An 18,134-nucleotide genomic window follows, 5' to 3' on the forward strand; every position below is an offset into this window, starting at 1 on the left:
GCCATCGATCCGCCCTTCGGCGGGAACCGCGCGAGAGGCGCTAAAATCCGCCGCCTGGGCATCCACGACGAGCAAGCGTTTTGACGGAGTTCGAGCAAGGTTTCATCCTCACCCGCCACTGGCGGGACACCGCATCCGGCATCGAGATCGAGTTCTGGCTGGCAACCGAACACGGTCCGCGCCGCGTGCGGCTGCGCCCGCAGGAAGCCGTCGCGTTCGTGCCGGTCGAGCAGCAGGCGCTCGCCGAACGCACGCTCGCCGGCGAACGCGATGCCGAACTGCGCCCGCTCGCGCTGCGCGACTTCCGCCAGCGCGCGGTGGCCGGCCTCTATTGCCGCCGCTACCGCCACCTGTCCGGACTCCAGAAACGCCTCGTCGCGGCCGGTGTCGACGTCTACGAAGCCGACGTGCAGCCGCCCGACCGCTACGCGATGGAGCGCTTCATTACCGCACCGGTGCTGTTTCGCGGCACGGCCGGCCACGACGGCACGCTGACCGACGCCGAACTGAAACCCGCGACCGGCTATCGGCCGACACTGCGCTGCGTGTCGCTCGACATCGAGACGAGCGTCCACGGCGAGCTCTATTCGATCGCGCTCGATGGCTGCGGACAACGGCAGGTCTACATGCTCGGCCCGCCGAACGGCGACGCGTCGGCCGTCGACTTCCGTCTCGACTACTGTGACAGCCGGGCCGAGATCCTCACACGCCTCAACGAATGGTTCGATGAATACGATCCCGATGCGGTGATCGGCTGGAACCTCGTGCAGTTCGACCTGCGCATCCTGCATGCGCACGCGGAACAATACGGCGTGCCGCTGAAGCTCGGCCGCGGCGGCAGCGTGCTCGAGTGGCGCGCGCACGGCCAGCAGCCCGACCATTTCTTCGCGGGCGCGGCCGGCCGCCTGATCCTCGACGGCATCGACATGCTGAAATCGGCGACGTGGACGTTCCCGTCGTTCAGCCTCGAATACGTGTCGCAGTCGCTGCTCGGCGAAGGCAAGTCGATCGACAATCCGTATCAGCGGATGGACGAGATCCAGCGTCGCTTCGATCACGACAGGCCCGCGCTCGCGCGCTACAACCTGAAGGATTGCGAACTCGTCACGCGCATCTTCGACAAGGCCGACCTGCTGTCCTTCGCGCTCGAACGCGCGACCGTCACGGGCCTCGCGGCCGATCGCACCGGCGGCTCGGTCGCCGCGTTCACGCACCTTTACCTGCCGCGCATGCACCGGCTCGGCTACGTCGCGCCGAACCTCGGTGACGTGACGGGCCAGAACAGTCCCGGCGGCTTCGTGATGGATTCGCGGCCCGGCCTGTACGACTCGGTGCTCGTGTTCGACTACAAGAGCCTTTATCCGTCGATCATCCGCACGTTCCTGATCGATCCGGCCGGGTTGATCGAAGGGCTCGCGCATCCGGGCGACGACACGTCGGTGCCGGGCTTTCTCGGCGCGCGCTTCTCGCGCACCGCGCATTGCCTGCCCGACATCGTGCGGCGCGTGTCCGAAGGCCGCGACGAAGCGAAACGCCAGCGCAACGCACCGCTGTCGCAGGCGCTGAAGATCATCATGAATTCGTTCTACGGCGTGCTCGGCTCGACCGGCTGCCGGTTCTTCGATCCCCGCCTCGCGTCGTCGATCACGATGCGCGGCCACGAGATCATGCATCGCACGCGCGAGCTGATCGAGGCGCAGGGCTACGAAGTCATCTACGGCGATACCGATTCGACCTTCGTCTGGCTCGGGCGCGAGCACGACGACGACGCAGCCGCCGCCAAGGGCCGCGCGCTCGTCGAGCACGTGAACCGCTGGTGGCAAGCGCACCTGCGCGACCGCTTCAGGCTGGAGAGCGCGCTCGAACTGCAGTACGAGCGGCATTACCGGCGCTTCCTGATGCCGACCGTGCGCGGTGCAGAAGAAGGCAGCAAGAAGCGCTATGCGGGCCTCGCGCTCGCGGCGAACGGCGGCGAAGACCTCGTGTTCAAGGGGCTCGAAACGGTGCGCACCGACTGGACGCCGCTCGCGCAGGCATTCCAGCGCGAGCTCTACCGGCGCGTGTTCAAGCGCGAACCGTATCAGGACTTCATTCGCGACTACGTGCGCCGCACGCTCGCCGGCGAATACGACGCGCAACTCATCTATCGCAAGCGCGTGCGCCGGCCGTTGAGCGATTACCAGCGCAACGTGCCGCCGCACGTGCGCGCCGCGCGGATCGCCGACGAATTCAACCAGGCGCGCGGCCGGCCGCTGCAGTACCAGCGCGGCGGCTGGATCAGCTACGTGATGACGACGGCCGGCCCGGAGCCGCTCGAGACGATGCGCTCGCCGATCGATTACGCGTTCTACGTGAGCCGTCAGTTGCAGCCGGTCGCCGATGCGATCCTGCCGTTCCTGCGCGACGATTTCGAACGCGTGATTTCCGGGCAGGGGCAGTTGTTCGGCGACTGACGACACGCGGTACTGCGCTCGCAAATATCTTCATACGGTTGCGTTTGCAACCGCTTCGCATCCTGTTGAGCCTCGGGTTGCGCACGCCTCGATCGGCATTCAGGCCGGCCCGCTCGCCGGCCGACACCGCGATACCGTAGGCGCTCGGCGCGACGGCAGCGTGCGACTTCACCGTAAGTTCGCCGACGGCTGCGAAACTCGGGCGCGACCACGACGAACTGATCGACGCGATGCCGACGCCGCCGAGCGCGCCGCGCACGAGCACACGATGCTGTTCCAGAAGCGCTTCCTCGACTACATGAAGCAGAACATGACGGAATCGATGGCCGTGCTGTAACGCCGCACGCCGGAAGGAGTGCGTCCGTCCGGCTAAAATACCGGCCTGCCGCGCCCCCTGCCGCGGCCGGAGGACATTCATCATGACCGCACGTCGCGGTGCCGCGGTCGCCATCGCGCCCGGTCACGAGACAGCCAGCCTGTCGAAAGCCCAGAAAACGTTCAATACGCTCGTCAAGCACATCGAAAAGCGGCGCGAGCGGCTCGGCGCGTGGGAAGCCGTGATGCCGGCGTTCCAGAAGAAGTTCGTCGACGCGCTGTTGCCGCTCGAACAGGAAGCGACGGCGCTGCGGATCCGGCTGATTCATCTGCTCGACGACACGTTCCTGCAGAAAGGCTTGAGCAAGGCCGAACAGCGCACGCTGTCCGACCTGATCGCCGACATGGCGCGCGATTTGCTGAATGTGAGCGACGACGCGGCGCTGAAGATCATTTACAACCGGCACACCGAATCCGGGCAGGTCGGCAACGCAGCGGCCGAGCCCGAGCCAACGGAACCGGCGCGGGAGCCCCAACCGCAATCGCAACCTGCTGACGATCTGGACTCACTGTCGCCGGACGAGCTGGCCGAACGGATGCAAGCCGAACTCGACGCACAGTTCGAGCGCGACATGGCCGCTCACGCGGCCCGCGAGGCCCAGCGAGCGAAGCGCAAGAAAGCGCCGAAGCAATCGGCCGCGCAGGCCCGCGTCGAAGCCGAGCAGGCCGAATCGAGCAAGTCGATCCGCGAGATCTATCGCAAGCTCGCGAGCGCGCTGCATCCCGATCGCGAAACCGATCCGCTGGAACAACAACGCAAGACCGTGCTGATGCAGCGGGTCAACCGCGCTTACGAGAAGGGCAACCTGCTGCAGCTGCTGGAGCTCCAGCTGGAGATCGAACAGATCGACCGCCGTGCAATCGACGGCCTCAGCGAAGCGCGGCTCACGCGCTACAACGGCATCCTGGAGGAACAACTGCGCGAACTCGATCAGGAGATCGTGCACGTCGAGAACGATTTCCGGCGGACCTACGGCATTGCGTCGTCGAACAAGGTCGCGCCCGATACGGTCCTGCGCATGCTCGCGCGCGACATCGCCGGCATGCAGCGCAGCAACCAGGACCTGGCCGTCGCGCTGCGCGAGTTCGAGGATCCGGATCAGGTCAGGAGCTGGCTGAAGGACATGAAGCGCCGGAGCGCATCGTCGCGCTTCGACGAGGATTCGTATTGAGCCGGCAAGCGCGGGCAAACGCGCGATGCGCACGCCGCGCCCTTCACTGCGGCTCGCCGATCCCGCCCATCAGCATCATCAACTGCTCACGCAGCCACCGACTGCCCTGATCCTGATCGGCGCTGCGGTGCCAGTAGCAGAAGTACTCGAGCCCCGGCATCTCGAACGGCAGTTCGAGAATCCGCGCCGGGTAACGCTTTAGCAGCCTGAGCGGCGCCGTCAGCACGAGATCGCCACGCATCGCGATCAGCGGCGCGACCATGTAGTGCTGCACCCGCATCTGGATGTTGCGGCGCAGCCCGAGCCGCGTCAGCTCCGCATCGACATGCCCGCTGCCCTTGCGGCGGCTCGACACGTGGATGTGCCCCATCGACAGGTAGTCGTCCATGGTCAGCGTGTCGCCCTTGAACGGGTGATCGTCGCGGATCATGCATGCGTAGCGGTCGCGCACGAGCAGCGCCTGATGCAGGTGCGGGTCGCCGATCAGCGGCGCGTCGATCGCGATGTCGACGGAGCCGTTCGCGAGCGCGGTCGCCACTTCGCGGCGGTCCATCGTGTAGCTGCGCACGTGCATGCCGGGCGCATGCGTCTGCAGCAGTTCACCGAGCGCGGGCAGCAGCAGCGCCTCGGTCAGGTCGCTCATGCTGAGCCGGAACACGCGCTCGGACGAAGCGGGATCGAAAACGTCGCCTTCGTGCGCGCTCGAATCGAGCAGCTGCAGCGCCTCGCGCACGCGGCCGACGATGTTCTCGGCCATCGGCGTCGGCATCATCCCGGCCGGCGTGCTGACGAACAGCGGGTCGTTCAGCGTCTTGCGCAGCCGCGCCAGCGCGTTGCTGACGGCCGGCTGCGTGAGGTTCAGCACCTCGGCCGCGCGCGTCAGGTTGCGCTTGTTGTAGATCGCCTCGAATACGACGAACAGGTTCAGATCAATCTTCGAAAGACGCATCGCCGGATCTCCTTGCCGGCATCTTAATACGGCGTGCGTCTCCCGCTCCTCCACGTCGCGTCACCGCGCGGCGCGCGGCTCAGCCGCGCGGCGGCCGCGTCAGGTACGGCTCGGTCGAACCGCGCACGGCGTCCTTGATCTCCATGCGCGCGATCGCCTGCAGGTGCACCTCGTCCGGGCCGTCCGCGAAGCGCAGCGCGCGGCCCCAGGTCCACAGATCGGCGAGCGGCGTGTCGGGGCTCAGGCCCATCGCGCCGAACACCTGCATCGCGCGGTCGCACACGTCCGTGTATACGGTCGGCACGAGCGCCTTGATCATCGAGATTTCCTTGCGCGCCGCCTTCGCGCCGACCTTGTCGATCATCCATGCGGCCTTCAGCACCAGGAGGCGCGCCTGGTCGATCTCGATGCGCGAGCGCGCGATCCATTCGCCGATCGTGCCGTGCCGGTTCAGCGGCTTGCCGAACGCCTCGCGCGACTGCGCGCGGTCGATCATCAGTTCCAGCGCGAGCTCGGCCGCGCCGATCGAACGCATGCAGTGGTGTATCCGGCCCGGCCCGAGGCGCGCCTGTGCGAGCGCGAAACCGCTGCCTTCCTCGCCGAGGAGGTTGCGCGCCGGCACGCGCACGTTGTCGAACGTGATCTCGCAGTGCCCTTCGGGCGCGTAGTGATTGACCACCGTGATGTTGCGCACGACCGTCACGCCCGGCGTGTCGCGCGGCACCAGGATCATGCTCTGCTGCTGGTGCGATTCCGCGTCGGGATCGGTCTTGCCCATCACGATGAAGATCCGGCAGTTCGGATGCGCTGCGTTCGTGATGAACCACTTGCGGCCGTTGATCACGTATTCGTCGCCCACGCGCTCGATGCGGGTCGTGATGTTGGTCGCGTCCGACGACGCGACGTCGGGCTCCGTCATCGCGAACGCCGAACGGATCTCGCCGCGCAAGAGCGGCAGCAGCCACTGTTCGCGCTGCTCGGGCGTCGCGAACATGTGCAGCAGCTCCATGTTGCCGGTGTCCGGCGCGTTGCAGTTGAACACCTCCGACGCCCAGCCCACGCGCCCCATGATCTCGGCGAGCGGCGCGTATTCGAGGTTCGTCAGCCCGGTGCCCGGCTCGTCCTCCTTCAGGTGCGGCAGGAACAGGTTCCACAGCCCTTCGGCCTTCGCGCGCTCCTTCAGCGCCTCCATGAACGACACGGGATACTGCCCCGCATGCACTTCCTCGTTCCACTGACGGATGCGCGGCACGATGTGCGCGTCCATGAACGCACGCACGCGTTCGCGCAGTTCTTCCACTTTCGGGGTGTAGCCAAAGTCCATGATCGACTCCTCGTGATTCCGTTTGTCCGTTCGTTTCGCTCAGAAGGCCGAGACACCGCCGTCGACGGCGACGGCCTGCCCGGTCAGATAGGTGTTTTCCTTCGCGCACAGCGTGAGCATCGTCGCGACGATTTCCTCGGGACGGCCGAGCCGTTTCATCGGCGAGCCCTGTGCGAGAAAATCCTGGCGATCGCCGATGTCGCTGTCGGTCACCATCGGCGTCGTGCTGTAGAACGGGCACACCGCGTTCACACGAATGCCATGCCGCGCGTATTCGAGCGCGGCCGTCTTCGTGAGCCCGACCACGGCGTGTTTCGACGCCGCGTACGCGGCCAGTTTCGGTGCGCCGCCGAGCCCGGCCATCGACGCGACGTTGAGGATCACGCCTTCGCGCTGCGCGAGCATCTGGCGAATCTGGTGCTTCATCCCGAAGAACACGCCCTTCGCGTTCACCGCGAAGCTCAGGTCGAGATCCGCTTCCTCGGTATCGATCAGCGCCTTCAGCGGCGGCGCGATGCCCGCGTTGTTGATGCCGACGTCGAGCCGGCCGAAGCGCTCGACCGCCGCCTTCACCAACGCAGCGACCTCTGCTTCGATGCGCACGTCGCAGCGCTGCGCGATCACGTCGGCGCCGGCCGCCAGTAGCGGCGCGGCCACGCGTTCGAGCGCCGCCTCGTTCAGGTCGCCAAGCGCGAGCCGCGCGCCCATCGCGGCCAGCTCGCTCGCGAGCAGCGCGCCGAAGCCGCTCGCGGCGCCGGTGATCATCACGGCCTGCCCGGCGTAGCTGTCGAGTTTCATCGCGCGCTCAGATCGTCAGGCCGCCGTCGACGACGATGCACTCGCCGTTCGTGTAGCTCGCCGCGTCCGACACGAGATACAGCACGGTGCCAGCCATCTCGCGAGGCTCCGCGTGGCGGCGCAGCGGAATCTTCGCCATCCAGGTGTCGTAGATGTCCTTGTCGGCGAACAGCGCGCCCGCGAACTTCGTCTTCGTGAGGCCCGGCAGCAGCGCGTTCACGCGGATGCCGAACGGCCCGCATTCCTTCGCGAACGCCTTCGTCATGTTGACGACCGCGGCCTTCGTGATCGAGTAGATGCCCTGACGGTCGCCCGGCTGCAGCGCGTTCACCGACGCGGTGTTGACGATCGCGCCGCCGCCCTGCGCCTTCATCATCTTGCCGGCCTCGACCGACATGAAGAAGTAGCCGCGGATGTTCACGTCGACGGTCTTTTCATACGCGGCGAGATCGGTATCGAGGATGTGCCCGAAATACGGATTCGCGGCCGCGTTGTTCACGAGGATGTCGAGCCGGCCATGCTTGCCGCGGATCGATTCGAACGTCGCGGCGATGTCCTCCAGCCGCCCGACGTGACAGGCCAGCGCTTCGGCGCGGCCGCCCGCCGCGACGATCGCGTCCGCGACCGCCTGGCAGTCGTCGAGCTTGCGGCTCGACACGATCACGTGCGCGCCCTGCTCCGCGAGCAGCTTAGCGATTTCCTCGCCGATGCCGCGGCTCGCGCCCGTCACCAGCGCGATCTTGCCCGTCAGATCGAACAGATTCGTTGCCATGTTGCTGTGCTCCTCCATTGATTGTTGTTCGTGCGGCCGCGCGGCGATGTCCGCGATGTCAGCGATGCGCGCCGATCACGTCGACCGCCATTTCGGCCAGCCGGCCAGCCATCGCGCCCACGCGCAGCGCCTGCTCGCTCGACGCGTTGCCCTGCAGCGCGCGCGCCTTCACGCCCTGCGCGATCGACGCGAGCCGGAAGAAACTGAACGCGAGATAGAAATGCCAGTCGCGGATCGGCTCGATCCCGCGCAGTTCGCAGTAGCGCGCGACGATCGCCGCTTCGTCGGGAATGCCGAGTTCGGCACGATCCTGGCCCGCGAGCCCGCGCACCTGGTCGCCCGGCGGCAGCCGCAGGCACATGCAGAAATACGCGAGATCGGCGAGCGGATTGCCGAGCGTCGACAGTTCCCAGTCGAGCACGGCCTGCACGCGATAGTCGTCGCGCGCGAACATCAGGTTGTCGATCCGGAAATCGCCGTGCACCAGCGCGGGCCGGCCGGCGTCCTCAGGGCAGGCCTTCGGCAGCCAGTCGATCAGCGTCTCCATCGCGTCGAGGCGCTCCGTTTCCGCCGCGCGATACTGCTTCGTCCACACGCCGATCTGGCGCTCGAAGTAGTTGCCGGGGCGCCCGAAGTCGGCGAGGCCCACCGCGTCGACGTCCACGTCGTGCAGGGCGGCCAGCGTGCGCAGCAGCGCGTCGTAGCAGATCGCACGATCGGCCTTCGGCAACTCCGGCAGTGCCGGATCCCAGAAGATCCGGCCGTCCTCGAAGCTCATCACGTAGAACAGGCTGCCGATCACGTCGCGGTCTTCGCAGAGGTGATACGGACGCGCGACCGGCACGGCGGTGCCCGACAGCGCGCTCAGCACGCGGAATTCGCGATCGACCGCATGCGCGGATTTCAACAACTCGCCGGGCGGCTGGCGGCGCAGCACGTAGCGACCGCTCTTCGCATGCAGCAGGAAGGTCGGGTTCGACTGGCCGCCGGCAAACTTCTCCATGTCGAGCGGGCCTTCGAAACCCGGCACGTGCGCTTCCAGATAGCGCGTGAGGCGAGCTACGTCGAGGGGCTGGGAAGGGTTCGTCATCGTCGCGATCGTTCGTAGGGTCAGCCGTAGGTGCGCCACGCATATCGTTCGGTATCCTCGAGATGTGGTATGCCGTTGAACGACGCCAGGTGGAACGCTTCGGCGTTGAAGAAAAACTGCGAAAGACTGCTGTTGCGGATCTGCAGGTTCAGCGCGATCGCGCTCGACGGCGGTGCCGCGAGCACCTGCTGCACGGTCACCGCGATCGGGCCGCCGGAACTCACCGCGAGCACGCGCTGGCTGCCGCCCTCGCGGATCGCGGCGCGGGCGTCGGCGACGCGTTGCTGGAAATGCGCCCAGGTTTCGGGCGCGGTGTCGCCCAGCTTGTCGTCGGACCACAGGTGCAGCACCTGCCGCAGCGCGCGAAAGTGCTCCTTCATCGAGCCGGCCGCGAGCCGCGCGATCTCCGGATAGTCGCTCGCCGCGGCCGCGAACAGCCCGTGGAAGTCGTATTCGTTCAGGCCGGGATGGCGGTCGACCTGCGCGCCTTCCCCGCCCATCCCGCGCAGGATCGCAGCGACAGTCTGCGCATGCCGGTTCATCGTGCCGCAGATCACCCGGTCGAACGTCAGGCCCTGCTGCGCGAAGTATTCGCCGAGCCAGACGCCCTGCTGCTCACCGGCCGCGGACAGCCGGTCGTAATCGTCCGTGCCGAACGACGCCTGCCCGTGCCGCACCAGAAAAAGTTCAGCCATTGCGTGCCCGCCTGAGGGGAAACCGAAGGCCCAGCATAGCGACCGGGGCAACATTTTTGAAATTTATTTTCTGAATCGGCCGCCATTCATCGCATGAATTCCACGTATTCATATTCATACAGCGGCGCTTGTGCCGGCTTTCGCCCGACTCCCCGCCGCGGCACGCGAATTGCGGCAGGAGCCACCGTCATGTCACCACGTTCAGGAGGGGTGCGATGCTCGGTACGATCCTTATCATCGTTCTGATTCTGCTGCTCATCGGAGCATTTCCGGCGTGGCCGCACAGCCGAAGCTGGGGCTACTGGCCATCGGGCTCGGTCGGGCTGATCGTCGTCATCGTCGTGATACTGGTGCTGCTGGGTCGCATTTGAGTGTGACGACGCGTACCTGTTGCGCAGGCACGTATCGTTCGATCGCGCTGCCGTGGCTTCTTTACAAAAGCCGGCGATGAATGCCAACCCGGCAACGGCGCGAACCCGCCCGGGCGCCGTCGTTCCTGCCGTATCTCGGCGGCGCGCGCACGCCGCACAATGACGCGCATGCGCGGGGTGTTCTTCGGGTTATCCAGCGAACACTGGTTTCACGAATCGACAGCAAACTGAGACGCCGAATGAGCACGCCCACCCTGCGCCCGAGCGCTTCGGCCGCAGCCGCGCGGCTCGGCGTATCGGTCGAGGCGCTGCGGTTCCACGAGCCGCACGGCCTCGTCGCGCCGGCGCGAATGTCGGCGGGCTACCGGCGGTCGTGCCGTTCACCCGAGCGCGTCGACCCGGCCGCCGTCGATCGATGCAAGCTTTCTGTCGACCGTCATGACAATGCCGGCTGCCCGGCCTTTGACCGCCATACCGCGTTCGTGGATCATTCGCTTCGAGCCATGGAATCCATCCGCCCACGCTCCTCGACCATGCCCCCTGCCATTTGCCTGCGCCCGGCGACCGCCGCCGACCTGCCGTTCCTGCTGAGGCTCCGCCGACTCACGATGACCGAGCATCTGCGACGCGTCGGCGCACCCACCGACGACAAAGCGCACGATCAGCGCATCCGCTCGAACTTCGAGGACGCAATGATCGTCTGCGACGGCGCCGATGCAATCGGTTTGCTGAAGGTCACGCGCTCCGCCGACGAATGGCACGTTCACCAGATCCAGATCCTCCCGTCGCGGCAGCGACAAGGCATCGGCGAAGCCGTGCTGCGCGAGCTGCTGATCGAAGCCGCACGCGAGCACGTGCCAGTATCGCTCGGCGTGCTGCGCGGCAACCCGGCGCGGCGCCTCTACGAGCGGCTCGGCTTCACCCTCGCGTCGGAAACGGAGACGAGCGCGAGCCTGATCTAGCGCGCCTGAACCGTGGCATGCCGCGCCTCGCCCATCAAGGCGTCCACCGATAAACGGTGATGCTGTTCCCCTTCACGTTGTTCTTCGTCACCACGTATTCCCCGTTCGAGCGGCGATACGCGCGCACGCTGTACATCGCGTCGATCGCGCTGCTGGTATCCACGGTCGCGGGGCTCGCGTTGACGAGCGTCGTGTCGAGATTGCCGGTGTCGAGGTTGAACGCGTCGATGTTCGGCCACAGCGGCCCGCTGCTGCTGAACCAGTAGCCGACGAACAGATGGTTGCCGGCCGCGTCGATCGACTTCGCGCCGCTATGCGGCAGCGTGATGACCGGATTCGGCTTCGTCGTGTTGCCGGCGTTCCAGCCGTGATACACCTCGATGCGCGTGCCGATCGACGTCCAGTCGGTACTCCCGACCACACCCTGCGCGAGCACCATCGTGTCGCTGTCGGCGAGATAGACGATGCGCGTCAGCGGCTGGATGCTGGCTGGCACGGGCGTGGGTACGCCCGCCCCCCACGAAGGCTTGCCGCTCGCGTCGAAACCGTTCAGCGGATAGTGATAAATGGCGCCGGTCTTGTCGAGGCCGGCCCAGACGCCGCCCTTGCTGTCGAGGCTGAAGCCGGCCGACACGCGCCGGGTCGTGTTGAACGCGGGCCCGGGGATCGATCCGTCCGGAATCGCGACGTAGCCGTTGGCCGCGTTGAAGTGGAAGAAGTAGTAGACCGGCGGATTCTGCCCCGCTGCAACGAGGATCCGGTTCGCGCCAACGGACGTCAGCAGCCCGAAGTGCTCGTCGCGCTGGGTATCGCTCATGTTGATGCGCGGGTCCGACGGATACGTGAACGGATCGACGGTGTTCGCGACGAAGGTGCCGCCCGCGGTGCCACTGTAGACGTGCGTGCCGCTGTAGAACAGCGCGCCGTCGGTGACCGGATCCGGTGCGGCGATGCCCTCGAAGTTGAGCGACTGCAGCGTCCACCGCAGGCTGCCGGCGCTGTTGTATGCGTGAATGTCGGTCGCGCCGTTGCGGCCGAGATCCCAGCTGCCACCCCACGGGTTGTTGAGCACATACAGGTTGCCGCCCGTATCCTTGCCGATGCCGGCGATGCGGGTGAAGCGCTTCGCGCCGACCTGCCCCTTGATACCCGTCGTCGTGTCGAGATAGCCGCCGGGCACGCCGAACGTGCCGGCCAGCGCGGGTCGGACCAAGACGGAATAGCGCTTGATGTTCATGTCGGGGCCTTCGTCGCCGATCATCAGCTGCCCCGCCGCCGCGTCGAAATAGAGCGCCGACGGCTGCGACCCGGCGGCCAGCCGGATCGTGTTCAGCAGCGCGCCGGCCGGACTGAATTCGGCGACCGAGCCTGCGCTCTTCTGCGCGACCCAGATGTTCCCCGCACCGTCGACCGCGAGCGCGCCGGGTGCCGACACGCCGATGTCACGCTGCCACACGCCGTCGGTCGTGAACACCCGCACGCGATTGCCGTAGAAATCGCTCGCATAGAGCAGCGAGCCGGCCGTGGCGAGCCCGGTGACGACGTCGATGCGCGGCTGGTTGGTCGCCGCGGTGACCTGAATCAGCTTGTCGCGAAACCGCGTGGCACGGTTGTAGCGCCCGACCGCGCCGCTGCCGTATCCGCTGCCGGGCTGCAGCGCGACGAACAGCGACGTCGCATTGCCCGTGATCGCGCTGCCCTGGAACTCGGAATGCGTGCCGATCGAGCCGACGCTCTTGCCGTTCTGGTAGATCGCGACGCCGCCCTCATCCTCGTCCCACATCGACGCCGTGTAGATCACGCCTTCGGGCGCGACCCACATCGAGCGCGCGACGTTGCCGACGTGCGCGGCGAGCGTGCCGTAGGTATTCGCGATCCAGTCGGTGGTGTTACCCGCGTTTGCGGCCGGCGCGATCGCGGCGATCGCGGCGGCGAGCAGCACGGCCTGAATCGATTTTCTGGCGACCATGGCTGATGCTCTCCTGAATGGTGGCGTCATTCACGTGAGGGGGCAGCCGGGTGGTTTGAAAATCGGCAATGCGTAAATACTTCCGCTAAATCACCCGGTGCAGTCGGTATTACATCGCGCGTGCGCTCGATAATCGGCAACGCCGAGAATAGCGTCATATAAATCGAAAAAAATTGCGCGCTGCTCGCGAAGGCCGGGCGTACGACTGCGCGAGTGTGAACGACCACTTATGCGTTCGCGTGCGCTATCGGGGCAGTACGGCTTTCGATGGCGGGAATATCGCCGCGGTTTCGAATGCCGCGTATCGGCAATGGCGGAAGGTTTTTCGGCGAATCGGGACAATCGCCGGATACGGGTAAAGACGGGTAAAGGAATGACCGCTGGCGGGTATTGCGCCGGCCCGAGTCCGTGTCGAATCCGGGCCGGCGCATATCATTTACAACAGGGAAATCACGCGGACGTCGCCGTCTCCCGTACCTTCACCTGCTCAATTTCGCCACCGCCGTCCGAATCCGAGTCGGCGCGCGGTTCGCCGAGCTGGCCCTCCCACTTCGCGACCACCGCAGCCGCGATCGAATTGCCGACGGCGTTGGTCGCCGAGCGGCCCATGTCGAGGAACATGTCGACGCCCATGATCAGCAGCAGCCCGGCTTCCGGCAGATGGAACTGGTTGAGCGTCGCCGCGATCACGACGAGCGACGCGCGCGGCACGCCCGCCATCCCCTTCGACGTCACCATCAGCATCAGCAGCATCGTGATCTGCGTACCGAGCGGCAGGTCGATCCCGTACACCTGCGAGATGAACAGCACCGCGAACGTGCAGTACATCATCGAGCCGTCGAGGTTGAACGAATACCCGATCGGCAGCACGAAGCTCGAGATCCTGCGATTCACGCCGAACCGGTCGAGCGCGTCGAGCAGCTTCGGATACGCGGCTTCGGAACTCGCCGTCGCGAACGACAGCAGGAACGGCTCGCGAATCAGGCGAATCAGCGTGAACGCGCGCTTGCCGAGGAACGCCACGCCGGCGAGCGTCAGCACGCCCCACAGCAGCGCAAGCGCCAGATAGAAGCTCGCCATGAACTTCGCGAACGTGAGCAGGATGCCGAGCCCTTCCGTCGTGATCGTCGACGCCAGCGCGGCAAACACGGCGACCGGCGCGAACCACATCACCGCGCCCGTCACCTTCAGCATGACCTGCGCGAGATCGTCGATCACGCCGGTCAGGCGCTTCCCGGCGTCACCAAGCGCGGACAGCGCGGTACCGAAGAAGATCGAGAACACGACGATCTGCAGGATCTCGTTGTTCGCCATCGCCTCGGCGATCGATTTCGGCACCAGGTGGACGACGAAGTCCTTCAGCGTGAATGCGCCCGTCTTCAGGTTCAGCGCCGCGTCGGCGGCAGGCAACGGCAGGCTCAGGTGGCTGCCCGGCTTCAGGATCGTCGCGGTCACGAGGCCGAGCACCAGCGACGTGAACGACGCGATGAAGAACCAGCCGAACGCCTTCACGCCCACGCGGCCGACCGACCCGCTGTCGCCCATCTGCGCGATGCCGACCGTCAGCGTCGCGAACACCAGCGGCGCGATGATCATCTTGATCAGCCGCAGGAACACGTCGGACAGCAGCGACACGTAGCCGGCGACTTCCTTGGCCATTTTCGGGTCGGGAAACGCGCTATGACAGGCGTAGCCCACGGCAATGCCAAGCACCATCGCGATGACGATGTACTTGGTGATGTTGTGCTTCTTCTTCATTAGCAATCCAAATTACAGAACTTGTGCTTCCAACGACAGGGAGATCGCCGGCATCGACATGGGAACGGTGGACCGCGAGCGCGGCGCGCGCCGCTTCGAGTGCCGGTGCCCGTCCGTGGGCATGGCCACGGCGAACAGGGGGGGCATTCTATCGCAAACGCCGGACAATCTTTCAAATCTGAAAGCGACAAGCGATGCGCGGCGCGGGAAAGGAGGCGAGGCCGGCCTTCGCCGGCCGGGGCCGGGGCCGGGGACGGGCGGACCGCGACGGCGGGTCTGGTCTTCGGGCACCGTCGTGCCCGGCCGTCAGCTCAGCCTTGCGCCGAACGTCGGCAGACCCGGCCGGCGCCGCGTCACGCGTGCGACGCGCCGGGTCGCGGCATGAACCGGCACAGGCACAGCGGCACCACGACCAGCGCCGCGCCCGCGAGAAACGTGGTCGATGCGCCGAAACGCATCCACAGTGCGCCGGCGATGCTGCTCGCGAGCAGCATGCAGACGCCGCTCACCAGGTTGAACACGCCGAACGCGGTGCCGCGCAGCGTGGCCGGCGAGGTTTCCGACACCATCGCGGCGAGAATGCCCTGCGTGAAGCCCATGTGCAGCCCCCACACGGCCACGCCGGCGAACATCGAGATCGTCGACGTGCCGATGCCGAGCAGCAGATCGGCCGCGATCAGCAACACCATGCCGGCCGCGAGCAGCACGCGGCGATCGAGCCGGTCCGACAGGATGCCGACCGGCCAGGCCGACAGCGCATAGGTGACGCTCATCGCGACCATCACGGCCGGAATCCATGCCGCGTCGAGCCCCGTCTGCTGCGCACGCAGCACCAGGAACGCCTCGCTGAATCGCGCGAGCGTAAACGTCGCACCGGCCGCGACGACGAACCAGTAGCTGCGGGGAAACTCGCGCAGGGCGTTCCAGCGCAGCGGTGAGCGAAAGCGCCGGTCCGGTTTCGACTGCTCGGGCTCCTGTACGCCGAAGACGATCAATGCGATCGCGACGAAGGCCGGCACCACGGCAAACCAGAGCACGGTCCGGATACGGTCGCCGAACCACAGCATCAGCGCGATCGCGAGCATCGGGCCGAGAATCGCGCCGACGGTATCCATCGACTGACGCAGGCCGAAGCACGCGCCGCGAATTTCGGGCGGCGCGATGTCGGCCACCAGCGCGTCGCGCGGCGCGCCGCGAATCCCCTTGCCAACGCGGTCGAGCAGACGGGCCGTCACGACGACGGCCGGCGTGGACGCCAGCGGAAACAACGGCTTGGTCAACGCCGCGAGCCCGTAGCCGACCAGCAGCAGCCCCTTGCGGCGCCCGAGCCAGTCGCTGATCGCACCGGAGAACACCTTGACGATCATCGCCGTCGCTTCGGCCGCCCCCTCGAGGACGCCGAGCGCGGCGACGCTCATGCCCATCGTCGACACCAGGTAGATCGGCAACAGCGCATGGATCAGCTCGGACGACAGGTCCATGAAGAGGCTCACGAGACCCAGGGCCCACACGGTCCGCGGAATCGCAGGTTTGCCGGCAATCGGTGACGGGGCGCTCATGATGTGTTCAGTCGGTCGTTTCCCGCGTCAGTTTCGCATGCCGCCGCGCGCGGTCGTTCACGATTTGATGACGCCGGTGATCCGTCATCTTCTTCCAGCCGCGCGCTTCGTCGCGCGTCCGCAGGCATGCCACGCAGTAGCCGGTGCGACCGTCGAACGAACACACGTCGACACAAGGGGACTTGACCGCCATGCTTTATCGTCCTCGCGTCGCGGGCACGACTTCGACGGTGACGTGCGACAGGTTCCTGAATCGCTGCAGCACGCCGTGATAGAAGCGCGCATCCCGATCCGGATCGGTGGTCGTCACCGACACCACCGCACTCATGTGCCCCGGCCCGAGCCGCCACACATGCAGGTCGGCGACGCGGTCTCCAGTGCCTTCGATGGCGCCACGCACCTTGTCCGTCAGACGGCGATCGGAATTCATGTCGAGCAGGATGCCGCCCGTGTCGCGCATCAGGCCGTACGACCAGTTCGCGATCACCATCGCGCCGATGATGCCGGCCAGCGGATCCATCCAGACCCAGCCGAACGCACGCGCGAGCAGCAGCCCGACGATCGTCAGCACGGAAACCGCGGCATCGGCGATCACGTGGATGTAGGCGGAGCGGATGTTGTGATCGCGCGCCGCCGCCGCGGATGCGCCATGATCGTGCTCCTCGAACGCCAGTTCGTGTTCGCGACCGTTCAAGCGGACGATCGCCTTGAATTCGTGCGGTTCGGGAATGGCTTCGGTCGACTCCAGATAACCATCGCGGCTTTGCATCGCGAACATCTGGCGCGTGCCGTCCGGGCGGATCGTCGTCACCGACACGGCGCTCGCATCGACGCGCTTCGTCTCGTGTGTCGCCGGCGCGACGCGGAAAACCGGCGGGACGCCCTCCTCGAACACCGACACGACGAATATGCCCTGCTGGTCGAAGATCCGGTGCGCTTCCTCTTCGTTGTCGTGCGCATGATCGTCGTGATCGCCATGACCATGCCCGTGATGATGGCCGTGGCCGTGGCCGTGGCCGTGGCCGTGGCCGTGGCTATGGCCATGATGATCGCCGCTCAGCAGCCAGACGCTCGCAATGTTGACGAGCAAGCCGGCAACCGCGATTGGAATCGCCTCGTCGAAATGGATCGGAACGGGCGCCAGCAAACGCGCGACCGCTTCGTACCCGATCAGCAGCGCGATCATCGCGAGCACGATCGCGCTCGTGAAACCCGCGAGGTCGCCGAGCTTGCCCGTGCCGAACACGAAGCGCGGATCGTTCGCATGCTTGCGCGCATACGTATAGGCGAACGCGGCGATCAGCATCGCGCCCGCGTGCGTCGACATGTGCAGGCCGTCCGCGATCAGCGCCAGCGAGCCGAAAAGCGACCCGCCGACGATCTCGGCCACCATCATCGCCGCGCAAAGCGCGATGACCATCCAGGTCCTGCGTTCGTTCTGCTCGTGCGCCGCGCCAAGAAAAATGTGGTCGTGCCCTGCGCCGAAGGCGTCATCGCTGAAATTGCTCATTCCGCCTCCGTTTACTTGAAGTAGCTGTGTACGACTTCGATCAGCTGCTCGGTCGCGCTGCCTTCGTCGTCGTGCCCCTCGGCATCGACCAGATGGCTGCGGATGTGATCCTCGAGCACGACTGCGAGCAGGCCGTTCATCGCGCCGCGGCCGCTCGTGATGAGGCGGAGGATTTCGTTGCAACCGCGCTCGTCCTCCAGCGCGCGTTCGATCGCTTCGACCTGTCCCTTGATGCGGCGGACACGGTTCAGCAGCTTCTGCTTGTCCTTGATGGTGTGGCTCATGGTGGTTCCTTCATATACCGGGGGGGACTATATCTGAAATCGCATTTCCATATAGGGGGGAGGGGTATATATCGGGCCGATGAAAGGTCTAGC

Annotated in this window: 17 protein-coding genes; 5 read left to right on the forward strand and 12 right to left on the reverse strand. The window is 66.3% G+C overall.

Features of this window, described 5'->3' with window-relative positions:
• Positions 1 to 80: 80 nt before the first annotated feature.
• The 3 genes from ACT2FV_RS09835 (at position 81) to ACT2FV_RS09845 (ending at position 4,000) form a co-directional block, all read left to right on the forward strand.
• A complete protein-coding gene (locus ACT2FV_RS09835) occupies positions 81 to 2,453 on the forward strand; it encodes a DNA polymerase II (protein WP_444503768.1) in 2,373 nt (790 codons plus the stop codon).
• A 160-nt stretch (positions 2,454 to 2,613) separates the two neighbouring features.
• Positions 2,614 to 2,790, forward strand: coding sequence for a hypothetical protein (locus ACT2FV_RS09840; protein WP_444503769.1), 177 nt, complete (start codon positions 2,614 to 2,616; stop codon positions 2,788 to 2,790).
• An 82-nt stretch (positions 2,791 to 2,872) separates the two neighbouring features.
• Complete coding sequence (locus ACT2FV_RS09845) at positions 2,873 to 4,000, forward strand: molecular chaperone DnaJ (RefSeq protein WP_444503770.1); 1,128 nt, start codon at positions 2,873 to 2,875, stop codon at positions 3,998 to 4,000.
• A gap of 43 nt (positions 4,001 to 4,043) precedes the next feature.
• Here the strand turns inward: ACT2FV_RS09845 and ACT2FV_RS09850 are convergent, their stop codons facing one another.
• The 6 genes from ACT2FV_RS09850 to ACT2FV_RS09875 form a co-directional block, all read right to left on the reverse strand.
• Positions 4,044 to 4,949 carry a LysR family transcriptional regulator gene (locus ACT2FV_RS09850; protein ID WP_444503771.1) on the reverse strand — a complete coding sequence of 302 codons (906 nt, stop codon included), beginning with the start codon at positions 4,947 to 4,949 and terminating at the stop codon, positions 4,044 to 4,046.
• Positions 4,950 to 5,028: 79 nt separating this feature from the next.
• Positions 5,029 to 6,273, reverse strand: coding sequence for an acyl-CoA dehydrogenase family protein (locus ACT2FV_RS09855; protein WP_124627757.1), 1,245 nt, complete (start codon positions 6,271 to 6,273; stop codon positions 5,029 to 5,031).
• Between the two features lie 39 nt (positions 6,274 to 6,312).
• Positions 6,313 to 7,071 carry an SDR family NAD(P)-dependent oxidoreductase gene (locus ACT2FV_RS09860; RefSeq protein WP_059604859.1) on the reverse strand — a complete coding sequence of 253 codons (759 nt, stop codon included), beginning with the start codon at positions 7,069 to 7,071 and terminating at the stop codon, positions 6,313 to 6,315.
• A gap of 7 nt (positions 7,072 to 7,078) precedes the next feature.
• A complete protein-coding gene (locus ACT2FV_RS09865) occupies positions 7,079 to 7,843 on the reverse strand; it encodes an SDR family oxidoreductase (RefSeq protein WP_059605181.1) in 765 nt (254 codons plus the stop codon).
• Positions 7,844 to 7,901: 58 nt separating this feature from the next.
• Complete coding sequence (locus tag ACT2FV_RS09870; RefSeq protein WP_444503772.1) at positions 7,902 to 8,933, reverse strand: phosphotransferase; 1,032 nt, start codon at positions 8,931 to 8,933, stop codon at positions 7,902 to 7,904.
• Between the two features lie 20 nt (positions 8,934 to 8,953).
• Positions 8,954 to 9,628, reverse strand: coding sequence for a histidine phosphatase family protein (locus ACT2FV_RS09875; RefSeq protein ID WP_059604850.1), 675 nt, complete (start codon positions 9,626 to 9,628; stop codon positions 8,954 to 8,956).
• A gap of 215 nt (positions 9,629 to 9,843) precedes the next feature.
• Here ACT2FV_RS09875 and ACT2FV_RS09880 point away from each other — a divergent pair, with 215 nt between their 5' ends.
• The gene (locus tag ACT2FV_RS09880) at positions 9,844 to 9,999 is read left to right on the forward strand and encodes a DUF3309 family protein (RefSeq protein WP_011881216.1); all 156 of its coding nucleotides are present in this window, start codon (positions 9,844 to 9,846) and stop codon (positions 9,997 to 9,999) included.
• Between the two features lie 533 nt (positions 10,000 to 10,532).
• Positions 10,533 to 10,961, forward strand: a complete 429-nt coding sequence (locus ACT2FV_RS09885; RefSeq protein WP_444503918.1) for a GNAT family N-acetyltransferase — start codon at positions 10,533 to 10,535, stop codon at positions 10,959 to 10,961.
• A gap of 34 nt (positions 10,962 to 10,995) precedes the next feature.
• Here ACT2FV_RS09885 and ACT2FV_RS09890 read toward each other — a convergent pair whose 3' ends face one another.
• The 6 genes from ACT2FV_RS09890 to ACT2FV_RS09915 form a co-directional block, all read right to left on the reverse strand.
• The gene (locus tag ACT2FV_RS09890; RefSeq protein ID WP_444503773.1) at positions 10,996 to 12,930 is read right to left on the reverse strand and encodes an SMP-30/gluconolactonase/LRE family protein; all 1,935 of its coding nucleotides are present in this window, start codon (positions 12,928 to 12,930) and stop codon (positions 10,996 to 10,998) included.
• A 450-nt stretch (positions 12,931 to 13,380) separates the two neighbouring features.
• Positions 13,381 to 14,688 (reverse strand): dicarboxylate/amino acid:cation symporter, encoded by a 1,308-nt coding sequence (locus ACT2FV_RS09895; RefSeq protein ID WP_124627763.1) that lies wholly within the window; start codon positions 14,686 to 14,688, stop codon positions 13,381 to 13,383.
• Between the two features lie 353 nt (positions 14,689 to 15,041).
• Positions 15,042 to 16,247 carry an MFS transporter gene (locus tag ACT2FV_RS09900; protein ID WP_444503774.1) on the reverse strand — a complete coding sequence of 402 codons (1,206 nt, stop codon included), beginning with the start codon at positions 16,245 to 16,247 and terminating at the stop codon, positions 15,042 to 15,044.
• A 7-nt stretch (positions 16,248 to 16,254) separates the two neighbouring features.
• Positions 16,255 to 16,440 carry a DUF1289 domain-containing protein gene (locus ACT2FV_RS09905; protein ID WP_059508013.1) on the reverse strand — a complete coding sequence of 62 codons (186 nt, stop codon included), beginning with the start codon at positions 16,438 to 16,440 and terminating at the stop codon, positions 16,255 to 16,257.
• A gap of 3 nt (positions 16,441 to 16,443) precedes the next feature.
• Positions 16,444 to 17,757: a CDF family Co(II)/Ni(II) efflux transporter DmeF gene (gene dmeF / locus ACT2FV_RS09910; RefSeq protein ID WP_151047203.1), complete on the reverse strand. Its 1,314-nt coding sequence runs from the start codon at positions 17,755 to 17,757 to the stop codon at positions 16,444 to 16,446.
• 11 nt (positions 17,758 to 17,768) lie between these two features.
• Positions 17,769 to 18,041 (reverse strand): metal/formaldehyde-sensitive transcriptional repressor, encoded by a 273-nt coding sequence (locus ACT2FV_RS09915; RefSeq protein ID WP_059447469.1) that lies wholly within the window; start codon positions 18,039 to 18,041, stop codon positions 17,769 to 17,771.
• Positions 18,042 to 18,134: the final 93 nt, after the last annotated feature.

Origin of the sequence: Burkholderia sp. PR2, from assembly GCF_052372875.1 — a bacterium.
In the GTDB taxonomy this organism is placed as follows: Bacteria; Pseudomonadota; Gammaproteobacteria; order Burkholderiales; family Burkholderiaceae; genus Burkholderia; species Burkholderia diffusa.

Excerpts from the sequence above, each read along its gene's own strand:
- ACT2FV_RS09845 (WP_444503770.1), top strand. The coding sequence starts at position 2,873 with ATGACCGCACGTCGCGGTGCCGCGGTCGCCATCGCGCCCGGTCACGAG.
- ACT2FV_RS09850 (WP_444503771.1), bottom strand. The coding sequence starts at position 4,949 with ATGCGTCTTTCGAAGATTGATCTGAACCTGTTCGTCGTATTCGAGGCG.
- ACT2FV_RS09855 (WP_124627757.1), bottom strand. The coding sequence starts at position 6,273 with ATGGACTTTGGCTACACCCCGAAAGTGGAAGAACTGCGCGAACGCGTG.
- ACT2FV_RS09860 (WP_059604859.1), bottom strand. The coding sequence starts at position 7,071 with ATGAAACTCGACAGCTACGCCGGGCAGGCCGTGATGATCACCGGCGCC.
- ACT2FV_RS09865 (WP_059605181.1), bottom strand. The coding sequence starts at position 7,843 with ATGGCAACGAATCTGTTCGATCTGACGGGCAAGATCGCGCTGGTGACG.
- ACT2FV_RS09870 (WP_444503772.1), bottom strand. The coding sequence starts at position 8,933 with ATGACGAACCCTTCCCAGCCCCTCGACGTAGCTCGCCTCACGCGCTAT.
- ACT2FV_RS09875 (WP_059604850.1), bottom strand. The coding sequence starts at position 9,628 with ATGGCTGAACTTTTTCTGGTGCGGCACGGGCAGGCGTCGTTCGGCACG.
- ACT2FV_RS09880 (WP_011881216.1), top strand. The coding sequence starts at position 9,844 with ATGCTCGGTACGATCCTTATCATCGTTCTGATTCTGCTGCTCATCGGA.
- ACT2FV_RS09885 (WP_444503918.1), top strand. The coding sequence starts at position 10,533 with ATGCCCCCTGCCATTTGCCTGCGCCCGGCGACCGCCGCCGACCTGCCG.
- ACT2FV_RS09890 (WP_444503773.1), bottom strand. The coding sequence starts at position 12,930 with ATGGTCGCCAGAAAATCGATTCAGGCCGTGCTGCTCGCCGCCGCGATC.
- ACT2FV_RS09895 (WP_124627763.1), bottom strand. The coding sequence starts at position 14,688 with ATGAAGAAGAAGCACAACATCACCAAGTACATCGTCATCGCGATGGTG.
- ACT2FV_RS09900 (WP_444503774.1), bottom strand. The coding sequence starts at position 16,247 with ATGAGCGCCCCGTCACCGATTGCCGGCAAACCTGCGATTCCGCGGACC.
- ACT2FV_RS09905 (WP_059508013.1), bottom strand. The coding sequence starts at position 16,440 with ATGGCGGTCAAGTCCCCTTGTGTCGACGTGTGTTCGTTCGACGGTCGC.
- dmeF (WP_151047203.1), bottom strand. The coding sequence starts at position 17,757 with ATGAGCAATTTCAGCGATGACGCCTTCGGCGCAGGGCACGACCACATT.
- ACT2FV_RS09915 (WP_059447469.1), bottom strand. The coding sequence starts at position 18,041 with ATGAGCCACACCATCAAGGACAAGCAGAAGCTGCTGAACCGTGTCCGC.